The organism is Marinobacterium sp. MBR-109, assembly GCF_040547565.1.
GTDB lineage: Bacteria > Pseudomonadota > Gammaproteobacteria > Pseudomonadales > Balneatricaceae > Marinobacterium.
This window is the reverse complement of the sequence record NZ_JBEPPZ010000009.1, coordinates 1-18592: the sequence shown is the minus strand read 5'-3', so window position 1 is coordinate 18592 and position 18592 is coordinate 1. Positions and strand designations below refer to the sequence as shown.

20 protein-coding genes are annotated in these 18592 nt (G+C 58.6%); 8 read left to right on the top strand and 12 right to left on the bottom strand.

What is annotated here, in order from left to right; translation table 11 throughout:
* Positions 1-116: 116 nt before the first annotated feature.
* From ABIE60_RS12190 to smrA, 3 genes are all read right to left on the bottom strand, one after another.
* Positions 117-2210 carry a tRNA(Met) cytidine acetyltransferase TmcA gene (locus tag ABIE60_RS12190; protein WP_354469679.1) on the bottom strand — a complete coding sequence of 698 codons (2094 nt, stop codon included), beginning with the start codon at positions 2208-2210 and terminating at the stop codon, positions 117-119.
* Positions 2207-2920 (bottom strand): nucleotidyl cyclase domain-containing protein, encoded by a 714-nt coding sequence (locus ABIE60_RS12185; RefSeq protein WP_354469677.1) that lies wholly within the window; start codon positions 2918-2920, stop codon positions 2207-2209. The genes ABIE60_RS12190 and ABIE60_RS12185 overlap by 4 nt, the downstream gene beginning before the upstream one ends.
* Positions 2921-2998: 78 nt before the next feature.
* Positions 2999-3583, bottom strand: coding sequence for a DNA endonuclease SmrA (smrA, locus tag ABIE60_RS12180; RefSeq protein ID WP_354469675.1), 585 nt, complete (start codon positions 3581-3583; stop codon positions 2999-3001).
* A 138-nt stretch (positions 3584-3721) separates the two neighbouring features.
* On the opposite strand from smrA, the gene ABIE60_RS12175 reads away from it, so the two are divergent.
* The 3 genes from ABIE60_RS12175 (at position 3722) to purT (ending at position 7746) form a co-directional block, all read left to right on the top strand.
* Positions 3722-4492, top strand: coding sequence for a hypothetical protein (locus ABIE60_RS12175; protein WP_354469674.1), 771 nt, complete (start codon positions 3722-3724; stop codon positions 4490-4492).
* Positions 4493-4612: 120 nt separating this feature from the next.
* Positions 4613-6361: a DEAD/DEAH box helicase gene (locus tag ABIE60_RS12170; RefSeq protein ID WP_354469672.1), complete on the top strand. Its 1749-nt coding sequence runs from the start codon at positions 4613-4615 to the stop codon at positions 6359-6361.
* 203 nt (positions 6362-6564) lie between these two features.
* Positions 6565-7746 carry a formate-dependent phosphoribosylglycinamide formyltransferase gene (gene purT, locus ABIE60_RS12165; RefSeq protein ID WP_354469671.1) on the top strand — a complete coding sequence of 394 codons (1182 nt, stop codon included), beginning with the start codon at positions 6565-6567 and terminating at the stop codon, positions 7744-7746.
* Here purT and ABIE60_RS12160 read toward each other — a convergent pair whose 3' ends face one another.
* The gene (locus tag ABIE60_RS12160) at positions 7747-8016 is read right to left on the bottom strand and encodes a GIY-YIG nuclease family protein (protein WP_354469669.1); all 270 of its coding nucleotides are present in this window, start codon (positions 8014-8016) and stop codon (positions 7747-7749) included.
* A gap of 109 nt (positions 8017-8125) precedes the next feature.
* Here ABIE60_RS12160 and nhaD point away from each other — a divergent pair, with 109 nt between their 5' ends.
* Positions 8126-9370, top strand: a complete 1245-nt coding sequence (gene nhaD / locus ABIE60_RS12155) for a sodium:proton antiporter NhaD (RefSeq protein WP_354469667.1) — start codon at positions 8126-8128, stop codon at positions 9368-9370.
* 21 nt (positions 9371-9391) lie between these two features.
* On the opposite strand, the gene cysG is transcribed toward nhaD, so the two are convergent.
* Both cysG and ABIE60_RS12145 read right to left on the bottom strand, forming a co-directional pair.
* Positions 9392-10789 carry a siroheme synthase CysG gene (gene cysG / locus ABIE60_RS12150; RefSeq protein ID WP_354469665.1) on the bottom strand — a complete coding sequence of 466 codons (1398 nt, stop codon included), beginning with the start codon at positions 10787-10789 and terminating at the stop codon, positions 9392-9394.
* Positions 10790-10891: 102 nt separating this feature from the next.
* The gene (locus ABIE60_RS12145; protein ID WP_354469664.1) at positions 10892-11263 is read right to left on the bottom strand and encodes a glutaredoxin family protein; all 372 of its coding nucleotides are present in this window, start codon (positions 11261-11263) and stop codon (positions 10892-10894) included.
* A gap of 175 nt (positions 11264-11438) precedes the next feature.
* On the opposite strand from ABIE60_RS12145, the gene minC reads away from it, so the two are divergent.
* From minC to minE, 3 genes are read left to right on the top strand one after another with little or no spacing between them, the layout of a single operon-like run.
* Positions 11439-12194: a septum site-determining protein MinC gene (minC, locus tag ABIE60_RS12140; RefSeq protein WP_354469662.1), complete on the top strand. Its 756-nt coding sequence runs from the start codon at positions 11439-11441 to the stop codon at positions 12192-12194.
* A 33-nt stretch (positions 12195-12227) separates the two neighbouring features.
* Complete coding sequence (gene minD / locus ABIE60_RS12135) at positions 12228-13040, top strand: septum site-determining protein MinD (protein ID WP_354469660.1); 813 nt, start codon at positions 12228-12230, stop codon at positions 13038-13040.
* Positions 13040-13288 carry a cell division topological specificity factor MinE gene (minE, locus tag ABIE60_RS12130; RefSeq protein WP_354469659.1) on the top strand — a complete coding sequence of 83 codons (249 nt, stop codon included), beginning with the start codon at positions 13040-13042 and terminating at the stop codon, positions 13286-13288. The genes minD and minE overlap by 1 nt, the downstream gene beginning before the upstream one ends.
* A 50-nt stretch (positions 13289-13338) precedes the next feature.
* Here the strand turns inward: minE and cysQ are convergent, their stop codons facing one another.
* From cysQ to ABIE60_RS12100, 6 genes are all read right to left on the bottom strand, one after another.
* The gene (cysQ, locus tag ABIE60_RS12125) at positions 13339-14121 is read right to left on the bottom strand and encodes a 3'(2'),5'-bisphosphate nucleotidase CysQ (protein WP_354469657.1); all 783 of its coding nucleotides are present in this window, start codon (positions 14119-14121) and stop codon (positions 13339-13341) included.
* Positions 14122-14163: 42 nt separating this feature from the next.
* Positions 14164-14628 carry a hypothetical protein gene (locus ABIE60_RS12120; RefSeq protein WP_354469656.1) on the bottom strand — a complete coding sequence of 155 codons (465 nt, stop codon included), beginning with the start codon at positions 14626-14628 and terminating at the stop codon, positions 14164-14166.
* Positions 14629-14677: 49 nt separating this feature from the next.
* Positions 14678-14995, bottom strand: a complete 318-nt coding sequence (sugE, locus tag ABIE60_RS12115) for a quaternary ammonium compound efflux SMR transporter SugE (protein WP_354469654.1) — start codon at positions 14993-14995, stop codon at positions 14678-14680.
* Positions 14996-15123: 128 nt separating this feature from the next.
* Positions 15124-16026 carry a DMT family transporter gene (locus ABIE60_RS12110; RefSeq protein ID WP_354469652.1) on the bottom strand — a complete coding sequence of 301 codons (903 nt, stop codon included), beginning with the start codon at positions 16024-16026 and terminating at the stop codon, positions 15124-15126.
* 15 nt (positions 16027-16041) lie between these two features.
* Positions 16042-16794: a MauE/DoxX family redox-associated membrane protein gene (locus ABIE60_RS12105; RefSeq protein WP_354469651.1), complete on the bottom strand. Its 753-nt coding sequence runs from the start codon at positions 16792-16794 to the stop codon at positions 16042-16044.
* A gap of 162 nt (positions 16795-16956) precedes the next feature.
* The gene (locus tag ABIE60_RS12100) at positions 16957-17820 is read right to left on the bottom strand and encodes a PA4780 family RIO1-like protein kinase (protein WP_354469650.1); all 864 of its coding nucleotides are present in this window, start codon (positions 17818-17820) and stop codon (positions 16957-16959) included.
* A gap of 123 nt (positions 17821-17943) precedes the next feature.
* Between ABIE60_RS12100 and ABIE60_RS12095 the strand changes: the two genes are divergently transcribed.
* Entirely contained in the window at positions 17944-18330 is a 387-nt protein-coding gene (locus ABIE60_RS12095; protein WP_354469649.1) for a universal stress protein, read from the top strand.
* Positions 18331-18592 lie beyond the last annotated feature (262 nt).

The window sequence follows — 18592 nt, the reverse complement described above, 5'->3', positions numbered from 1 at the left end:
GCACTGCAGACTTTTGCAGCTGCACTCCTGTTGGCATCATCTGACTACAGTATAGAAGTTGAATCTGAATGAGCCTTGAACCTTTGACTGTGCCAGCATAATGACAGCCCTCTGGATCAGGCCGAGGGCAACAGCGCCAGCAGTTGATTACACAGATTGCGCAGCTGCTGCAGCTGGGCGCGTTTGCCATCGGGCACGGCAACGGCGGCTGCCGGCTGCTGACGCAGAATGCGCTCGCACAGCAGGCGCTGATCATCACAGCCTATACCGGCCTGATTCCAGCAAGGCAGCGTCTGCTCCAGTAGCCAGCTCAGTGGCAACAGGCTGCTTTCCAGCGTCCTCTGAGCCTGGGCAAACCCTCTGAGGCGCTTCAGCGTATCCTCGTCAGCCACGGCCGGTTGCCAAAGACCGGCCAGCAGCAACGGCAAGCGCTCAGGCTCAAGATCCTGCAACGCCCCTGGCAGCCGTCGCAGCACACTCTGGCCATACCAGTGTTGCGCCCTGGGCAGCCATCGGCTCACTTGGTCACTGACCGGCCGGATCACCAACAGTGCATGAGTACCGGCAACCGGATCACGCTGCTCGCCCAGACGCACCGGGTGATAGCCACAGCGATGCCAAAAGGCCAGTAAAGACTCCGAAGCTGCAAAACTGGCGCCCAGATAATCAACCCCGGCCACCGCCGCCATCCGCTCCAGTTCAGCCAGCAGGCGGGCGCCCAGCCCCTGTTGCTGCAATGAGGGGTGTACGGCGATACGCATGATGCGCCAGGCTCGCCAGGGAGCCACCTCATCCCAGCCTTCCTGCGCGATCAGGGTTTGTGGCAACAGATGTCCCCGCGGCCGACGCCGTCCCTCCCACACCGCCTGTGCCAGCGCGCCCGGCAGCGCACCCTCTTCTGCCACCAGCACACAGGCCAACGGCTGCCCCTGTTGCATCAGGGCATGAATCTGAAGGTTGGGGCTGTCGAGCAGAATCCTCAGGTCTCCGGGTGTTGTGCGATAGTGGGCCAGCAACAGCAGGGCAAACAGGTCACGCAGCAGTGCCGGCTCATGACTCAAGCGTGTCTGATCAATGGTTTCCAGCAGCAGTGATTGATCCGGCTGCGGAGGCGGCTGTGTATCCACATCCAGCAACAGCATACGGTTGCTCAGCTGCTCCAGCGGGTCTGGCCCGGCCCACCGAATCGGTGTTTCGAGTCGATACTCTGGGGTATTGGGTCGACGCTGCTCAAGCTGATCCCGAAAGCGCAGCGCAAAACCCTGCCCGTTACCTTCATAGCCATGCAGCGTGGTCGAGAACACGACCCGCGGACAGCACTGCAGCAGTTCGACCAGTACAGGCGTTGGAATGGCGGCGGCTTCATCAACCAGCAGCAGGTCAGCCTTCACTGACTGATGCAGCAACTCGTCGGGGCTGGCAAACAGCAGCTGCGGCATACAATCCGGCGCGAGCGCCTGTACCCGCTCAAACACGGCACCCGTCGCGGCACGAGAGGGAGCTGTCAGCACGATTCGCTTTCCCTGCCGTAACAAACGAGCCGCCGCTATCCCCAGCGCCGCACTCTTGCCCCGCCCTCGGTCTGCGGTCAGTACCAGTGCAGCACGGCGCTGATTGGCAATCGCGAGCACACGCGCTACGGCCTCGGCCTGATCAGGGCTCAGGCAAGGCGGTTCCACAGTTTCAGGCTTGACGGTCTGAGGCAATCGCGGCCAATCAGCTCCGGTTTCACTCCAGCGCAGCAACTGATCACTGCACTCAAGAATGCTGCAGAGATGATGCAGAAAGTGACCTTCAAGATCGGTGGGCGCATGGGGCTCCACACAGAGGGATGCGTACTCGGGATCAGCATACCCGCGCCACTGGTCAGCAGCAGGCGTAAGCAGCAACAGCACTCCACCACCCCGAACCGTGCCACACAGCTGACCAAAGGCGTTGGGGTTGAAACCGGCATACGCATCAACAACGGCAAAGTCGAGTGTTGTACCCAGAACACGGGGCAGTTCGGCGGCCTTAAGGCATGGAATATCGTGCGCGGCAGCTGTCAGCGGCTGTCCCAGCAGCACACCCTCGCCGGTGCACAATGGTGCCAATGCCGTTTCAAGCTGGCGGTGGCACCATTCCTGTTCGCCCTGCACCCAGATCAGCAATCGTTGACGCGACTGTTTCAGCTGACGCTGCAGCTGCTCCAGCAACGGCTGTGGGCTCATCCGTCAGTGTAGGTCATGCTGGGCGTTGCAGGGTCGGTTGCCGCTTCGGCGGAATAGAAAACACCCGGCGCTTCCTGCCTCGCCTCAAGCATTTTCTGCTCCAGTTGCTGACTGACCTTGCTAAGATTGAGATCTCCACGCGGCTGATAGGTCTGTGCCACCAGCCAGACCGACAGGTCAGGGTTGGACGAGTGTTCACGGATATGCCGGTAGCAACGCTCGGTAAGCTGCTCGGCATGTTCATTGGTACAGGGCAGCACTGCCCCCAGATCCAAGTCGGTTTCCCAACCGATGAGATCGCCCGGGCGGGACAGCTCTTCGCTCAATACCCGGATCACCTCCAGCAGGTGCTCACGTTTGGTATGTTCGCCCAGGCTGATACGCATCACGGTCAGAGGAGCAAACTCCCTCACTGCACGCCGACACTCCAGCGCCAGCATATGCCGGAACCAGTTTTCAGTTGCGATGCCGGTGTTGGGGTCAAGTGCCAGTACCGGTTCCTGCGCGTGAGTCACAGCGGCCGTCATACTGCGATTACGCAACATGAACAACAGCGCAGACGTACCCATCAGCAGCACCAGTTGCAGGGCCACAACCCCTGCCCCGTATTCACCACCGGCCAGCAGTGCCAGTGTCAGCATGTTGAGCAACAGCAACAACACAACCAGATGGCGGCTGCGTCTGAGCTGCTGAACGAACATCGAGTCCATGTTCAGAGTTCCTTGATCGTCTCGATTTGTCACTCAGTAAAGCGACTTTTGACTCTCGATGCAATCGACTGCATCCGATCAACGTCGCTTCTGGTGTTTTTCCCGGTTTTCCTGCCGTGCCTGTTCACTCTTGCGTAACATCAGATACACCGCTCCGGTTCCGCCATGATGCGACGGTGCCGAATGAAATGCCATGACCTGATCCAGCTCGGGCAGCCAATGATTGAGGTAGGTCTTGAGCTGATTGGCATGCTCATCCGGACGCCGGGCACGCCCTTGCTGAATCAGTACACACCGAATATTCAGCTCGGCACTCTGGCGTACAAAGCCTGCCACTTCATCACGGGCCTGAGCCAGGCTGCAGTGCTGCAGGTTCAAACAGGCATCCGTGCTGTAACGGCCAAGGCGCAAATTTCGAAACACGCCCTCCTGCACCCCGTCACGCTTCCAGCTGATCGGGTCAGCAGGATGCAACCACTCCAGTGGAGCCAGCGTCAGCCCTTCGGGGGCACCTTCAGCCAGCTGACGCCGAATGCTCTTGTTCGGGTCAACACGCAAAGGTCGCACGGAAGCATGGTCGCGCGCCGTATCGGCATAATGATGGCGACTGACGCCCTCTGCCAGCATCTGCTGCATGAAGTCATCGTGATTATCGGATCGCATGACGAACCCTCCTCTCGACAGCCGGACACCCCAGCCTTGCAACTGTGGATTGTGACAGCAGCCGCAACAAAATTGAACGCTTTTACCGAATCGACTTCTCATCTATGGTTGGAGTAAACATCAGCAGGAGTATGACCGATGCAGCGATTCATTATCGCCCTGATCATTGTGATATTAAGTGCGGCTATATACATGTTTCTTCAGCCCGACACATCAACACCTGCACCGCGTCCTGACCAGCCACCTGAAGTGTCGGAACAGACGCGCTCCGAAGCACAGGCCCATATTGAGAGCCTGACCCGCCAGGCGTCCTCGGATGTGATCGAGATGGACAATGCGCGCCATTTTGTTACCGGCGAGCAGCTTCTGAGCCTGCCTGCCAGAGAGGCGATCAAGGCCGAGCAGGAAGCGCTTGATGAGGACGGCAACGCCAGCAGCTTCGCCGTCGACATGCCTGCCCGATCCACAGACAACGCCGGTCAGCCGGCCCCGGAGCTGGCCCTGGATCGGCTAAGACTGCAGGAACTGCTGCAGGACCCTGACCGTTCCGCCAATGAGGTGTTCTATATCCACTCCGTCCAGCCCGTAGACCGTCATGGCCTGTGGGGAATCTTGCGCCAAGGGCTGATCGAAACCTTTGCCCGAGGCATCCGTGTCAATGAGCGCTCTCGGGTCCTGAGCGTAGCCATTCCTGAAGATGCGGATACGCTGCTGGAAGACCGTCGCAGTTCATGGCTGGGCCGACTGTTGCATGACAAGGTTGAGCAGACCTGGGTCTATAACCACCAACAGGGGCTGCTGGGACAAAACCCTGATGTGATTCACCCCGGCCAACAGCTGGTGATCGTGCGTTTCAGCGAAGACGAACTGATCAGCATCTATAACCATTTCAGTGAGTCCACACGCTGAGGCGGTGGACTCCTGCCGCCGAAGTGCGTACAATTATCACCTTATTTCAGGAAGGCGGCACCTGAGCAACACACTCCCGCGGCTTTCCTCCTCTTCTATGACCCAGGTAATACTCACAGCATGTCCAACACTGAAACCAGCCCCGCCAGCTTTGGCGATTTGGGACTGTCCGCTCCTATTCTCAACGCTCTGGCCGACGTTGGCTACGAAACCCCTTCGCCGATTCAGGCCAGGAGTATCCCGCCACTGCTGGAGGGGCGGGACCTGCTTGGCATGGCTCAGACCGGTACCGGCAAGACTGCAGCATTCGCATTGCCGCTGCTGCAGCGTATTGACACCGCCGCCACTCACCCTCAGGTTCTGATTCTGGCACCGACCCGTGAACTGGCTCTGCAGGTTGCGACTGCCTGTGAGAAATACGCCCACCATCTGCCAGGGCTGCGTACCCTGTCGATCTACGGTGGCCAGGGTTATGACACCCAGATCCGCGGCCTGCGCCGTGGCGCCCAGATCATCATCGGCACCCCGGGACGCGTGATGGACCATATCCGTCGCGGCACGCTGCAGCTGGACAAACTGCAGGCACTGGTACTCGACGAAGCCGACGAAATGCTGCGCATGGGCTTTATCGACGATGTGGAATGGGTACTTCAGCACACGCCCGCACAGCGTCAGATCGCGCTGTTTTCGGCCACCATGCCGCAGGCGATCCGCAACATCGCGGAAAACTACCTGAACAACCCGGCCGTGATCAAAATCCAGTCACAGACCGCAACGGCCAGCACCATTCGCCAGCGCGTGTGGACGGTTCGCGGCATGAGCAAGACTCAGGCCCTGACGCGTGTTCTTGAGATGCATGAGCATGAAGCCGCACTGGTCTTCGTCCGCACCAAAACCGCGACCGAAAGCCTGGCTGAAGAACTCACCCGCGCCGGCTTCCCGGCTGCAGCCCTGCATGGCGATATCGCCCAGGTTCAGCGTGAGCGCATCGTCAGCAAGCTGAAAAAAGGCGAGCTGGATGTTGTAATCGCCACTGACGTGGTTGCCCGCGGCCTTGACGTTGAGCGCATCAGCCACGTCATCAACTACGACATCCCGTACGATAACGAATCCTATATCCACCGCATCGGCCGTACCGGTCGTGCCGGACGCAGCGGCGATGCCATCCTGTTCGTGGCACCGCGTGAACAGCGCCTGCTCAAACAGCTTGAGCGCACCACTCGCCAGCCGCTGGAAACCCTGCAGATGCCGAGCGCCAAGGAGATCAATGCCCTGCGCGCCGAACGTCTGCAGAAGAAAATTCTGGCCGCCGCTGAATCGGCTGATCTGAGCCAGTACCAGCCGGTGATCGATTCCCTGCAGCAGAATTCCGAGCTGACCCATGAGCAGATGCTGGCCGCGACACTGGCCCTGATGCACAGTGACAAGCCGTTGTGGATGAACGAAAACGAACCCGATCCCAACCGTGTGGTACGTGAACGCCCGGAACGTGGCGAGCGCCCGGAACGCAGCCGTGGCAAACCGGGTCGTAACGATCCCGTTGCTGACGGCATGGAGCGCTACTGGATCGGCGTTGGTCACCTGCACGGCGTCAAGCCGGGCAATATTGTGGGTGCCGTTGCCAATGAAGCCAACCTGGAAAGCCGTCTGATCGGTCGCATCAACATCGCTGACGAGTTCAGCTGCATCGACCTGCCATCCAACCTGAGCAGCGAGCAGATTCAGAAGCTCAAGCGGGCTCGTGTGTGTGGCCAGAAACTGGACCTGCGCCCCTGGACCGACGCATCTGCGCCGCGCCGCTCGCGCAGCAGTAACAGCAGCACCAGCAACAGCAACAAGCCGTCACGCCGCGCCGCTCGCGCCAACTGATAGCCTGTAGAAAAAGAAAGGCTGCCTCCGCAACGGAGGCAGCCTGACAGGGCCGGAAAAGATTCCGGCTGATGGCCATGCCCGGTGGGCATGGTGATAACGAGACACAGCAACCAACTTCCCTCCCAGTATAGTCAATCCGGTGGCCTAACAAGTCTGCCCGGCTCTATAATGCGTGAAACTTTTTCATTCAGGAGCATGCCATGACCACTCTGGGGACCCCTCTTTCCGCCACGGCCACCCGCGTACTGATGTGCGGCGGCGGCGAACTGGGCAAGGAAGTCGTAATCGAACTTCAGCGTCTGGGGGTCGAGGTGATCGTGGTAGACCGTTACGCCAACTCACCCGCCATGCAGGTTGCCCACCGTTCACACGTGATCTCCATGCTGGATGGTGCCGCCCTGCGTGCCGTCATCGAGCAGGAAAAACCCCACTTGATCGTGCCCGAAATCGAGGCCATCGCCACCGATACGCTGGCCGAACTGGAACAGGAAGGCTTCACGGTCATTCCGACCGCCCGCGCCACCCAGCTCACCATGAACCGCGAAGGCATTCGCCGCCTTGCCGCAGAAGAACTTGGCCTGACCACCTCCCCCTATCGCTTTGCCGGCACTCTGGATGAATTTCGTCAGGCGGTGACCGAAATCGGCCTGCCCTGTGTGGTCAAGCCGATTATGAGCTCATCCGGCAAGGGGCAGAGCACCCTGCGTGAGGCGGATCAGATCGACACCGCCTGGCACTACGCCCAGGAAGGCGGTCGCGCGGGGGGTGGCCGTGTCATTGTGGAAGGTTTTGTTGAGTTCGATTATGAGATCACCCTGCTGACCGTGCGTCACATTGGCGGCACCAGCTTCTGCGAACCGATTGGCCATATTCAGGTGGATGGCGACTACCGCGAATCCTGGCAGCCGCAGGCGATGACCGATGCAGCCCTGCAAGCCGCACAGACGGTTGCCGAGAAGATCACAGACGCATTGGGCGGGCATGGCCTGTTCGGGGTGGAGCTGTTCATCCGGGGTGACGAAGTGCTGTTCAGTGAAGTCTCGCCCCGCCCGCATGATACCGGCATGGTGACGCTGGTTTCACAGGACCTGTCCGAGTTTGCGCTGCATGCCCGCGCCATACTTGGCTTGCCGATTCCGGTGATCCGTCAGCATGGTCCATCGGCTTCAGCTGTCATACTGCCACAGGGCGAGTCCACCCAGACCAGCTTCGGCCACCTGCAGGCTGCACTGGCTACGCCGGATACCGATTTGCGCCTGTTCGGCAAGCCTGAGATCCATGGCCGCCGCCGCATGGGGGTTGCGCTGGCCCGCGGTGAAAGCGTTGAAGAAGCACGCGAAAAGGCTCGCAACTGCGCCCAGAGCGTGCGTGTAGAGTTCTGATCAGGTATCCACCAACGCCAGCTTTCGGTTACGGGGCAGGCGTTTGAGTGCCGCCTCACGCTTGTGGGCACTGCTGCGGTCGTGCCCCGACTCCTGCCAGACCAGCGCCACAGGGCGCCGACAACGGGTATAGCGGGCACCGCCCGCCCGCTCGCCGTTATGTTGTGCCAGCCGCCGCTGCGGGTCGGTCGTCACGCCCGTGTAGAGGCTGCCGTCGGCACACCGCAGCATATACACCCACCAGCCATCCTGTTCCTGATTCTCTTGCACCTGTACTTCCGAACCAAATTCGCCTGCTGCGGCTTCTTGCCCCTGTTGCCGCAACGGACAGAGGCGTAGAATTTCGCTTTCTCACAATTCTGGGGGCTCGGTCAGGCCGATGCAAACACTATTAATCACGCTGGCAGGTCTCGCCTTTCTGCTGATCGTGCTGGAAGATGTGGTACACATCAACAAGGCGAAAACCACGCTTTTTCTCGGCACACTTGCCTGGATACTGCTGTTTCTGTTTCCTCAGCACGGTGCCGATGCGGCCATAGTGCAGGAACAGCTGAATGAAAACATCCTTGAGATCGCCAGTCTCTGGCTGTTCCTGATGGCCGCCATGACCTTTGTGGCCTTTCTCAACCATCAGGGGCTGATCGAAACCTTGATCTACAAGGTGTTACCGCGCCGACTCAGCGAACGCAAACTGATGTTTCTGGTGGCCGGTTTTGCCTTCTTCTTCTCGTCCCTGTCGGACAACATCACCGCAACATTGATCTCGATTGCACTGGTACTGTCGCTGCGGATGGAGGTCAAGAAAACGGTGCGTTTCGCCGTACTGGTGGTATTTGCAGTCAACTCGGGCGGTGTTGCACTGATCACCGGCGATGTCACCACGCTGATGATCTTCATGCAGCACAAGGTGGAAATCGACGACCTGCTCTGGCTCAGCCTGCCGGCGCTGATCAGCGTATTGCTGCTCGCCACACTGCTGTCTCTCAAGCTCAAGGGGGAGGTCGAGATCATTCCAACACCGCGGCGTGATGACCGGGTGGGCAAGATGATCGCCGTGATCTTTCTGCTCACCATTTTTTCCACCATCATCCTCAACGTGATCGCGGGGGTACCGCCTCTGCTGACCTTCCTGTTCGGCCTGTCGATCATGTTTCTGGTGGGTCGCCTCTGCTACGAGGAAGACGAGCGTGAAAGCCTGCTCGACTACATCCGCGTCATCGAGTTCGATACCCTGCTGTTCTTCCTCGGCATTCTGCTGCTGGTCGGCATGATGAAGGAGATCGGCGTGCTGGATTCGCTGGTGCGGGTGTACGAGCTGATGCCGACCACAGCGGCCAACTACGTAATGGGACTGCTGTCCTCACTGGTGGACAACGTGCCGCTGACCGCTGCACTGCTCAAGTCTGAAATCGCCATGAGTACCGCCAGCTGGCTGACGCTGACCTACGCTGTGGGTGTAGGCGGTTCACTGCTGGTGATCGGCTCGGCCGCCGGGATTGTTGCCATGAGCAAGGTGGAGGCGATCACCTTTATCAGCTTCATGCGGTATTCGGGGTTGATTCTGGTCGCATACAGTGTGGGATTTGCCGGCAGCTATCTGGTCGGTCAGATGCTGCACGGCTGATTTCAGACTGACGGGAACCGCTCAGGTGCGGTTCTCGGCTTCTCCAAACCAGGACAGCTGCGACTGCAACGCCACCACTTCGCCTACAATCACCAGCGAGGGTGCCGGCAGCTGCGCCTCGGCCTGCTGCGCCACAATGGTGCTCAGCGTTCCGGTAAGAACACGCTGGTCCTGCGCCGTTCCTCTGGACACGATTGCAACCGGTGTATCAACAGGCTTGCCATGGCAGACCAGGCCGTCACACAGCTTCTCAAGCGTATGCAGACCCATATAGAACACGATGGTCTGATTGGGATGCACCAGCTCAGCGAAATCCAGCTCTGAGGTGCGATTTTTCAGCTGCCCGGTGACGAACTTGACCGACTGGGCATAATCACGATGGGTCAGCGGAATACCGGCATAGGTTGAACAGGCGCTGGCAGCGGTAATGCCGGGCACTACCTGAAAGGGAATCCCTTCCTGCTTCAACCGCTCCAGCTCTTCGCCGCCGCGACCGAAAATGAACGGATCGCCACCTTTCAGACGCACCACCCGCTTGCCTGCACGGGCGTGATCGATCAACAGTTGATTGATCCCCTCCTGTGGCACGGCATGGTTGTCCCGCTGCTTGCCAACAAATACCAGATCGGCATCACGGCGACACAAGTCCAGCACGTCAGGCGAGACCAGACGATCATAAAGCACCACATCCGCCTGCTGCATCAGCCGCAGCGCCTTGAAGGTCAGCAGCTCGGGATCGCCGGGGCCCGCCCCCACCAGATACACCTCTCCTACCTGGTGCTGCGCATTGCCCTGCTCGATCTGCTGTTCCAGCAACGCCTCGGCCGCGTCATCCTGACCGGCAAATACCCGCTCGGCCACCTGCCCCTGCAGCACCGACTCCCAAAATACTCGGCGCTCGTTAACACTGCCAAAGCGCGCTTTGACTTTATCGCGAAAACGTCCAACCAGTTGGCCAAGGCGGCTGTAGCCGGTGGGTATCCAGGTTTCGAGCTTGGCCCGCAGCAGCCGCGCCAGCACAGGCGACTGCCCCCCTGAGCTGATGCCGATCACGATGGGGGAGCGGTCAACAATGGCAGGAAACACGAAGGTGCAGAGCGCAGGGCTGTCGACGACATTAACCGGCACGTTTTGAGCAACGGCATCGTAATGCACACGCTCATTGAGCTGATCATCATCGGTAGCCGCCAGTACCAGCACCTTGCCATCCAGCAGCTCAGGATGATACTCGCCGATAATCACCAGCCCCTGATTGAGTTCCAGCAGCGACTCCAGCTCTGGCAGGACACGGTGCGACACCAGCGTAATGCGGGCTCCGGCGCGTACCAGAAGGCGCGCCTTGCGCAAGGCCACATCACCACCGCCAATCAGCAGCACGTCACGCTCGCGCAGGTCAAAAAACAGCGGCAGGTAATCCATCGCGGGGCTCCTCAATCAGGCCAATCTCTGCCCACAACTATAGCCAGAATCGATGGAATAAAAAATATGTTTTTTATAACTTTAGTGAAAAGCCCTGAGAATTCAGGGCTCCAGCGGAAAACGACGCTGCAGGTAGGTGACAATTTCGTCAGACTCGTACATCCACTCACTGTGGCCATCTTCATGGTCAATGCGCAGACAAGGCACTTTCATTTTACCGCCGCCATTGATCAGATCCTGACGGTGACGACCATCGGCGCGCACATCACGCAGCTCGATCGGCAGGTTCAGGCGACGCATGGCACGGCGCACCTTGACGCAAAACGGACAGGTTGGCAGCTGATACAGGGAATGACTGCCCAGCGCTTCTTCAACCTGCTGCTGATGCTGCGGGGTGCGCTTGCCACGCCGTGGCAAAGTCAGAAAATGCAGAGCCATAACAATCAGGCCCAGAATCCAGCGGACGGCTTTCATCGTGACATCGATTCCTGTTTAGAAGTGATGGCGCATATTACACCATTGACCGAGATCAAAAAACCGCCGTCGCCATTTGCCCCCTGTCAGCCACCCCGCGCTCCATGGTATTGTTAGCGCCTTTGACACCACATTGACACCCCAGCGCAACCAGCGAAGTGAAGCGTTACAGACTATGGCCCAGGCTGAATCCAAATCCACCGCCGGCACCGGCTTTCAATTCAAGAGCACCCGTGCGGCCCTGAACGAGCTGATCCTGCTTGAATCAGACCCGGCTCTGCTGGCACCCCAGCTGGCGGCCCACGCTGCACGCGTCCCGATGCTGTTCAACGGTATGCCGGTGGTGCTGAATCTTCAGCAGCTGCCACAACTGCCCGGTGCCGCTGAAGTACAGGCATTGATTGAGCTGTGCCGCGAGCAGACACTCATGCCGGTAGGGCTCAAGGCCGAGCCGGGCAGCGCCACCGAACTCTGTGCGCAGCTGCAACTGGCTGACTTCAGCCAGCAGCGCCGGGTGGCCGAGCCGGCACCGGAGCCAGCCACTGAACCATCACCCAGACAGCCCGCTGCAGAAGCTGAAACGGCACCGGAACCTGCTCCGGCCCGCGCCGCCAAAATCGTGACCACGCCGGTACGTTCCGGCCAGCAGATCTATGCCCGTGGCAGTGATCTGGTGATTCTGTCATCGGTTGGGGCCGGTGCCGAAGTGATGGCCGACGGTCATATCCATGTGTACGGGCCGCTGCGTGGTCGTGCCATGGCGGGGGTCAGTGGCGACGAAGACGCGCGCATTTTCTGCCAGAGCCTTGAGGCCGAACTGATCTCCATCGCCGGCTATTTCAAGACCAGCGAAGATCTGCAAACCGAGCACTGGCAGAAACCTGCTCAGGCATTGCTCAGCGGTTCACGACTGGATACAGTCGCACTTTAATTAACATCGATCCATTTACACGGACACACACGCATGGCTGAAATCATCGTAGTCACCTCAGGCAAGGGAGGCGTTGGCAAGACCACCAGCAGTGCCGCTATCGGTACCGGCCTTGCCCTGCGCGGATTCAAAACCGTTCTGATCGACTTTGACGTGGGTCTTCGCAACCTCGACCTGATCATGGGATGCGAGCGCCGCGTGGTCTACGACTTCGTCAATGTGATCAATCAGGAAGCTACTCTGAATCAGGCCCTGATCAAGGACAAGCGCACCGACAATCTGTTCATCCTGCCCGCCTCACAAACCCGTGACAAAGACGCGCTCAGCGTTGAAGGCGTTGAAACGGTATTGAACGAACTGGCCAAAACTTTTGACTACATTGTCTGCGACTCGCCTGCGGGTATCGAAAAAGGCGCCCAACTGGCACTCTATTTCGCCGATACCGCTGTTGTCGTCACCAACCCCGAGGTCAGCTCGGTACGCGACTCCGACCGTATTCTGGGTGTACTGCAAAGCAAGTCGCGCAAGGCCGAACAGGGCGGCAGCGTAAAAGAACACCTGCTGTTGACCCGCTACAACCCGGGACGGGTTCTGGCTGGCGAAATGCTCAGCGTTGAAGACGTGAAAGACATTCTGGCGATCCCGCTGCTGGGTGTTATTCCGGAATCAGAAGCCGTACTCAAGGCATCCAACCAGGGCGTTCCGGTGATCATGGACGACGACAGCGATGCCGGACAGGCCTATGACGATGCAATTGCACGTTTCCTCGGCGAGGACCGGGCGCACCGCTTCCTCGATGTGCAGCGTAAAGGCTTCCTGAGCCGGGTATTTGGACGGAAGGGCTGATGGGTATTCTGAGTTATTTTCGACAAAAAAAGCAGTCCTCGGCCAGCGTTGCCAAGGAGCGATTGCAGGTACTGGTCGCATACGAACGCTCACAGCGCAGCCAGCCTGACTATTTGCCGCAGATGCAGCAGGAAATTCTGGCCGTGATTGCCAAGTATGTGGATGTATCGCCGCAGGACGTGCAGGTCAATCTGGATGAAGACTGCTCCATTCTGGAGCTGAATGTCACCCTGCCGGAAAAGCACTGACGCCTGCGCCTGTCCCGATTTAAACAAGCCCGCTTTCGCGGGCTTTTTGTTCAGGGCTGTGAGCCACCATAGACCACAAACCAGGGGTTCAGGGTCCTGCCCGGATCGGCATAGCTGACCACTTCACCCTCTGGGGTCTTGATGCTGCCACCGGCTGCATTCACGATTGCGTGAGCCGCCGCTGTATCCCAGAGCGATGTTGGCCCCAGCCGCGGGTACAGGTCAGCTGATCCCTCGGCCACCATGCACAGCTTGATCGAACACCCCATGCGGGTCAGCGTAAAGTCACCCAGCGCTTCCATCCATGCCAGCGTTTTCGGCCCCAGATGAGAGCGGCTTCCCAGCACTCGCCAGGGCGTTCCGGGCTGATGTTCGGCCACCTGTATCGGCTGCCGTACCCCCACCGCATCCAGCTTGAAGGCACCTACGCCCTCTGCACCCAGCCAGGTCAGACCCAACGCAGGCGCATGTACCACACCCAGAACAGGCCGCCCCTGTTCGATCAGCGCTATATTGACGCTGAACTCGTCATTGCGCTTGATGAACTCCTTGGTCCCATCCAGCGGATCTACCAGCCAGTAGCGCCCGGCATGATCCGGGCCGGCAAAGGCGTCCACCGACTCCTCGCTCAACACCGGCATGGCCGGCTTCAACTGCGCCAGGCAGTGCAGAATCACATCATTGGCCGCCATATCAGCCGCCGTCACCGGCGACTCATCCTGCTTTTGGGTCACATCAAACTCACCGGCGTAGACCTGCATGATCGCCTCACCGGCTTCAAAGGCGATCTGTTCGATCTGATCCAGCAATCTTGCAAGCGGGAGTGGTTGCATCCAATTACCCTGTAGTCACGTTTATAATGCCTGGGCTGTATTTTAGAGCAACTTCGCCTCAGCCCGCGTACCGTCCGTGTACAGCGCCACCAGTGAGTAGTTCATGAACTCGGTATTGGTCGACAGATAATCCTTGGCCCAGAACTTGACCTTGTCAGAGAGCGCCTGAGCTTCGGCTTGCAGATCACCGCCCTGGTGCAGTTGCTGGTTCAGCTCGGAAAAACGACAGCTAACAACCTCGGAAGAATCCTGACACTTGCGTTCGTCCGTCACGGCCAGCCTAAGGGTTGAGCTGGGCAACGCCCACTCCACCATAAAGTAGAGCGATTCGTTTTTGACGTTGGCGTCGAGATATCCAATCGCCCGCTCAAGTGCTGCTTCAATGGCATCTTTCACCGCCACATCATCAACCACTGACGACTGTGCAGCGTGGAAACACAGGCCTTCACCCTTCTCTTCTGGTACGAAGGGGTTCAGATTTTCACTCAAGCTCCAGCTCAAACTCATGGTGTCTCCGTTCAAGAAAATTCACTACAGAAAAGATACGGTCGGCGCGTCAACCATGCGCCAGCTTCAAGCCCACAATACCGGCGCAGATCAGCCCCAGGCTGACAAGCCTGAGCGGTTCGGTTGAATCACCAAACAGCCACATGCCCAGCACGGCGGTGCCAACAGCACCGATGCCGACCCATACGGCGTAGGCGGTACCCACAGGAAGCGAGCGCATGGCGATGCCCAACAGCGCAAAACTCACCAGCAACGACAGCACCGTGGCCACGGTCGGCCAGAGCCGGGTAAAGCCCTCGGTATACTTCAGACCGATCGCCCAGCCTATTTCCAACAAGCCTGCCACACACAGAATCAACCAGCTCATAGAGCACCCCTTACACGCTGGGGCCGTCCCCGTTTGGAAATAGAGAGGTGGGGTCGTCCCCACGTCTGTCCGATATGTGCTGGCCATTATAAAGCGGACGGTATCGCTTGCGAATCGCCCTGGCCCATTTACCGTTTGGGCCCGGGGTTGATGACAGGCCGGCGCTGCCGCTGTGAGTACAGACTCAATGCCGTCACGGTCACCAGTATCAGCACCATGCCCAGAACCTGCGGCCCTGCCAGCTGCTCGTTCAAAACCACAACACCAAACAATGCTGCCGTGACCGGTTCAACCATTGCCACAATTGAGGCCAGAGTCGATGCCGTACGGTTTAACCCGATAATATAAAGAACGAACGACAGCCCCGCCCCAAGCACACCCAACCCCACAAACAGCGGCCAATCCGATGAACTCAGGGCTGCCGCGATCTGAGTCTGCTCGCCTGTCCATAGCAGGAGTATGGCAACTACCGCAAATGCGATAACAAGTATCCCCTGCGGGCTGGCGTGAGGTGCAGCGTACTTGAACCCGAAAATGAATAAGGCGTAAGACAGGCCCGCCAGCAGACCCGCCCACACACCTACAAACGTGACAGCGCTCGTACCGATATCGTAAACCCGAGTCAGCAGCAGGATACCCAGCATCACCACCGCGATCGCGGCCCACTTCCGCGCAGATGGCCGTTCCAGCCTGAGGGTGAATGACACGAGGTAGACGAATATGGGTGCGCTGTACATCAAGGTGGCCGCAACCGCGACACTGCCCTGTGCGATGCTCAGGAAATAAAACGAGAAGTTACCGGCAACGCCAATACCGGCAATGACTGACCAGAACCACACACGAGGATTTGAAAACCCGCTGCCACGCGGCTGCAAAGCAAGCCACACCAGCACAATCAACAGCCCGATGGCACCGCGATAGAATGAAACCACGAGCGCACCCCAGCCCCCGGTTATGAGAATACCGGCGATACCGCCTGACACTCCCCAGCAAAAAGCCGCCAGGGCAACGCACACTGTGCCCCTGCTCATCACCCGGCCTGAGTGCTAAAACCAGCCGTGGGCGAACCACATCCACAGCGCCATGCCGACCATCATCAGGTTTTCCGTCAGCGACACAAAGCCCAGGGGGACACTGTTCGCGCCACCGACACAGGCACATTTGAGCTCACGCTTATCAATGTAAACGGCCTTGAACACCGACATTGCGCCCACGCTACCGATGAAGAGTGCAATCGGGATCGACACCCAGTTCAGCAGACCACCCACCATCAGCACACCGGCCAGGCCCTCGGCGTAAGAATAAATATACCCATAGGGTACCCAGCGCCGCGCGAGCAGATCGTAGTTGAGAAAGATGGTGGAAAAGCTCTCGACATCCTGCAGCTTCAGCAACGCCAGAGCCACCATCGAAAGCGCAATAAACCACTCTACCGTTTGTACTGATATCAGGCTGCCATTCACCCCGACATTCAGGGCCAGCGCGGTCAGGGCCGTCATCGCAAACAGTGCGGCAACCGGGCGATAGCTGGTGGCATCAGGGTCGGGCAGTGGCTTGCCCACGTACTCTCGCACCTCCTCATAGCCACCAATACGCTCACCGTTGATAAACGCCTGCGGCGTTGTATCCACGTCATGCTCAGCTTTAAAAGCATCAGCCTCTTCACGTGAACTCAGGTGGTGGTCTTGAACATCGAATCCGGCCTGCCGCAGGGTGTGCAGCGTCTTCCGCCCAAAGGGGCACTGATGCTCGGGCGTCATCATGCGGTATAAAACGGCGTGCTTCGCGTCCGTAGTCATCCTGCTCTCCTGTTGTTGCCAGTTCAGAAAGGCGCTCAGGCTCGGTATTGCGGTACCGAGCCGAAAGGTTCAGCGCCTTTCACATGGCAAGCTAGCAGAAAATTCGGAAACGGGGGGAACTGGGGTTAATGTGGGAGCCATCCACAGATGCCTGGCACAGCGTTACTGATCTGATGATTCGGCCGCTTCGCGCAGTCGCTCTTTACGTTGCTGATCTTCCTGCAGCACCGCTTTTATCTCTTCAAGCACGGCATCTACGTCAGAATCGTCACTGTCATCCTCAAACTCACCGCTCAGTTCAGAGTCCGGGGTCAACTCACCCTCTTCGAACATCGCCCACATTTCCTTCGCGTAGCGGGTATTCAACAACTCCGGTGCGTACTGGCCATAATAGCGGCGCATATTATTCACGTCGCGGTCGAACATGGCCTGCGCACTGTTATTGGAGGCGGCATTCACCGCCTGCGGCAGGTCGATGATCACCGGGCCGTAATCATCCACCAGCACGTTAAACTCGGACAGGTCACCGTGCACAATGCCCTCGCACAGCATGAGCATCACGTAATGCATCATCAGGGCATGATCTTCAATGGCCTGCTCTTCCGACATCGACACATCCGCCAGCCGCGGTGCGACATCACCGGCATCATCCGTGACCAGCTCCATCAACAGCACACCATCAAAGCAGCCATAGGTTTCAGGTACCCGTACACCGGCTCTTGCCAGTGTCGACAGTGCGTTGATTTCAGCGTCCTGCCAGACCTCTTCCTGCTGCTTGCGGCCATAGTTTGAACGCTTTTCCATGGCACGCGCCTGGCGCCCGCTGCGCACCTTGCGCCCCTCCTGATACTGCGCCGCCTTTTTGAAGCTGCGCTTGACCGCATCCTTGTAAACCTTGGCACAGCGAATGGTATCGCCGCACCGAACAATATAGATATCGGCCTCTTTACCACTCATGAGGCGGCTGATGACTTCATCGATTACGCCGTCATCGGCGAGGGGCTGTAGGCGTGCGGGGATTTTCAAATAGGTCCTGCCAAGATTGGTCGGTGAAAACCACCATTGTACCGTTAAAGGGCCAACGGCCACCATGGTACTGAACTGCTAAGCTTGTGACAGATGCCGAAACCTTTGACTGGGAGAAAAATGATGAGCTACCAACATGTTCTGGTCACAGTGGACTTGTCTGAAACAAGCAAGACACTGATCGACAAGGCCTTCGAGCAAGCCAAACCGGCCAACAGCAAGCTGTCGATTGTGTATGTCGAAACGGACCACCTGAGGGCATATCCAGCAGATGAAGCAGATTTGCAGGCGCAACTACAAACGCTTGCTGACGCGTGTGGCTACCCGGTGACTGAGACCATGACGGTCATTGGTGATTTACATATGAAGGTGGAAGGTCTGGTCGAGGCCAGTGATATCGACCTGGTTGTCTGCGGCCACCACCACAGCCTGATCAGCCGCTTTTTCAGCTCAGTCCCCAAGCTGGTTAACACCGTTAAGGCTGACCTGCTGGTCGTCAATCTGGGTTGATGACAGGATCGGAGCGCCAGGTGCCTGGTTAGCTGTTTCCAAGCATGTATGCACGAAGCTGCCGCTCTTCTCGCATGACATAGAGGACGAAGACCCGCTGCTCATCCTCACGATAAAAAATACGGCACGGTGGAACCACGACTTCCCTGTAGACCGAATCAGGTAGCTCTAGCAGTCTGTCGGATTAACGTGGCTCGTCGGAGTGACAGAGCCCTTTATCGCTTTCAATGATCGCCAGACAGCCATCATGACCTGTGCATTC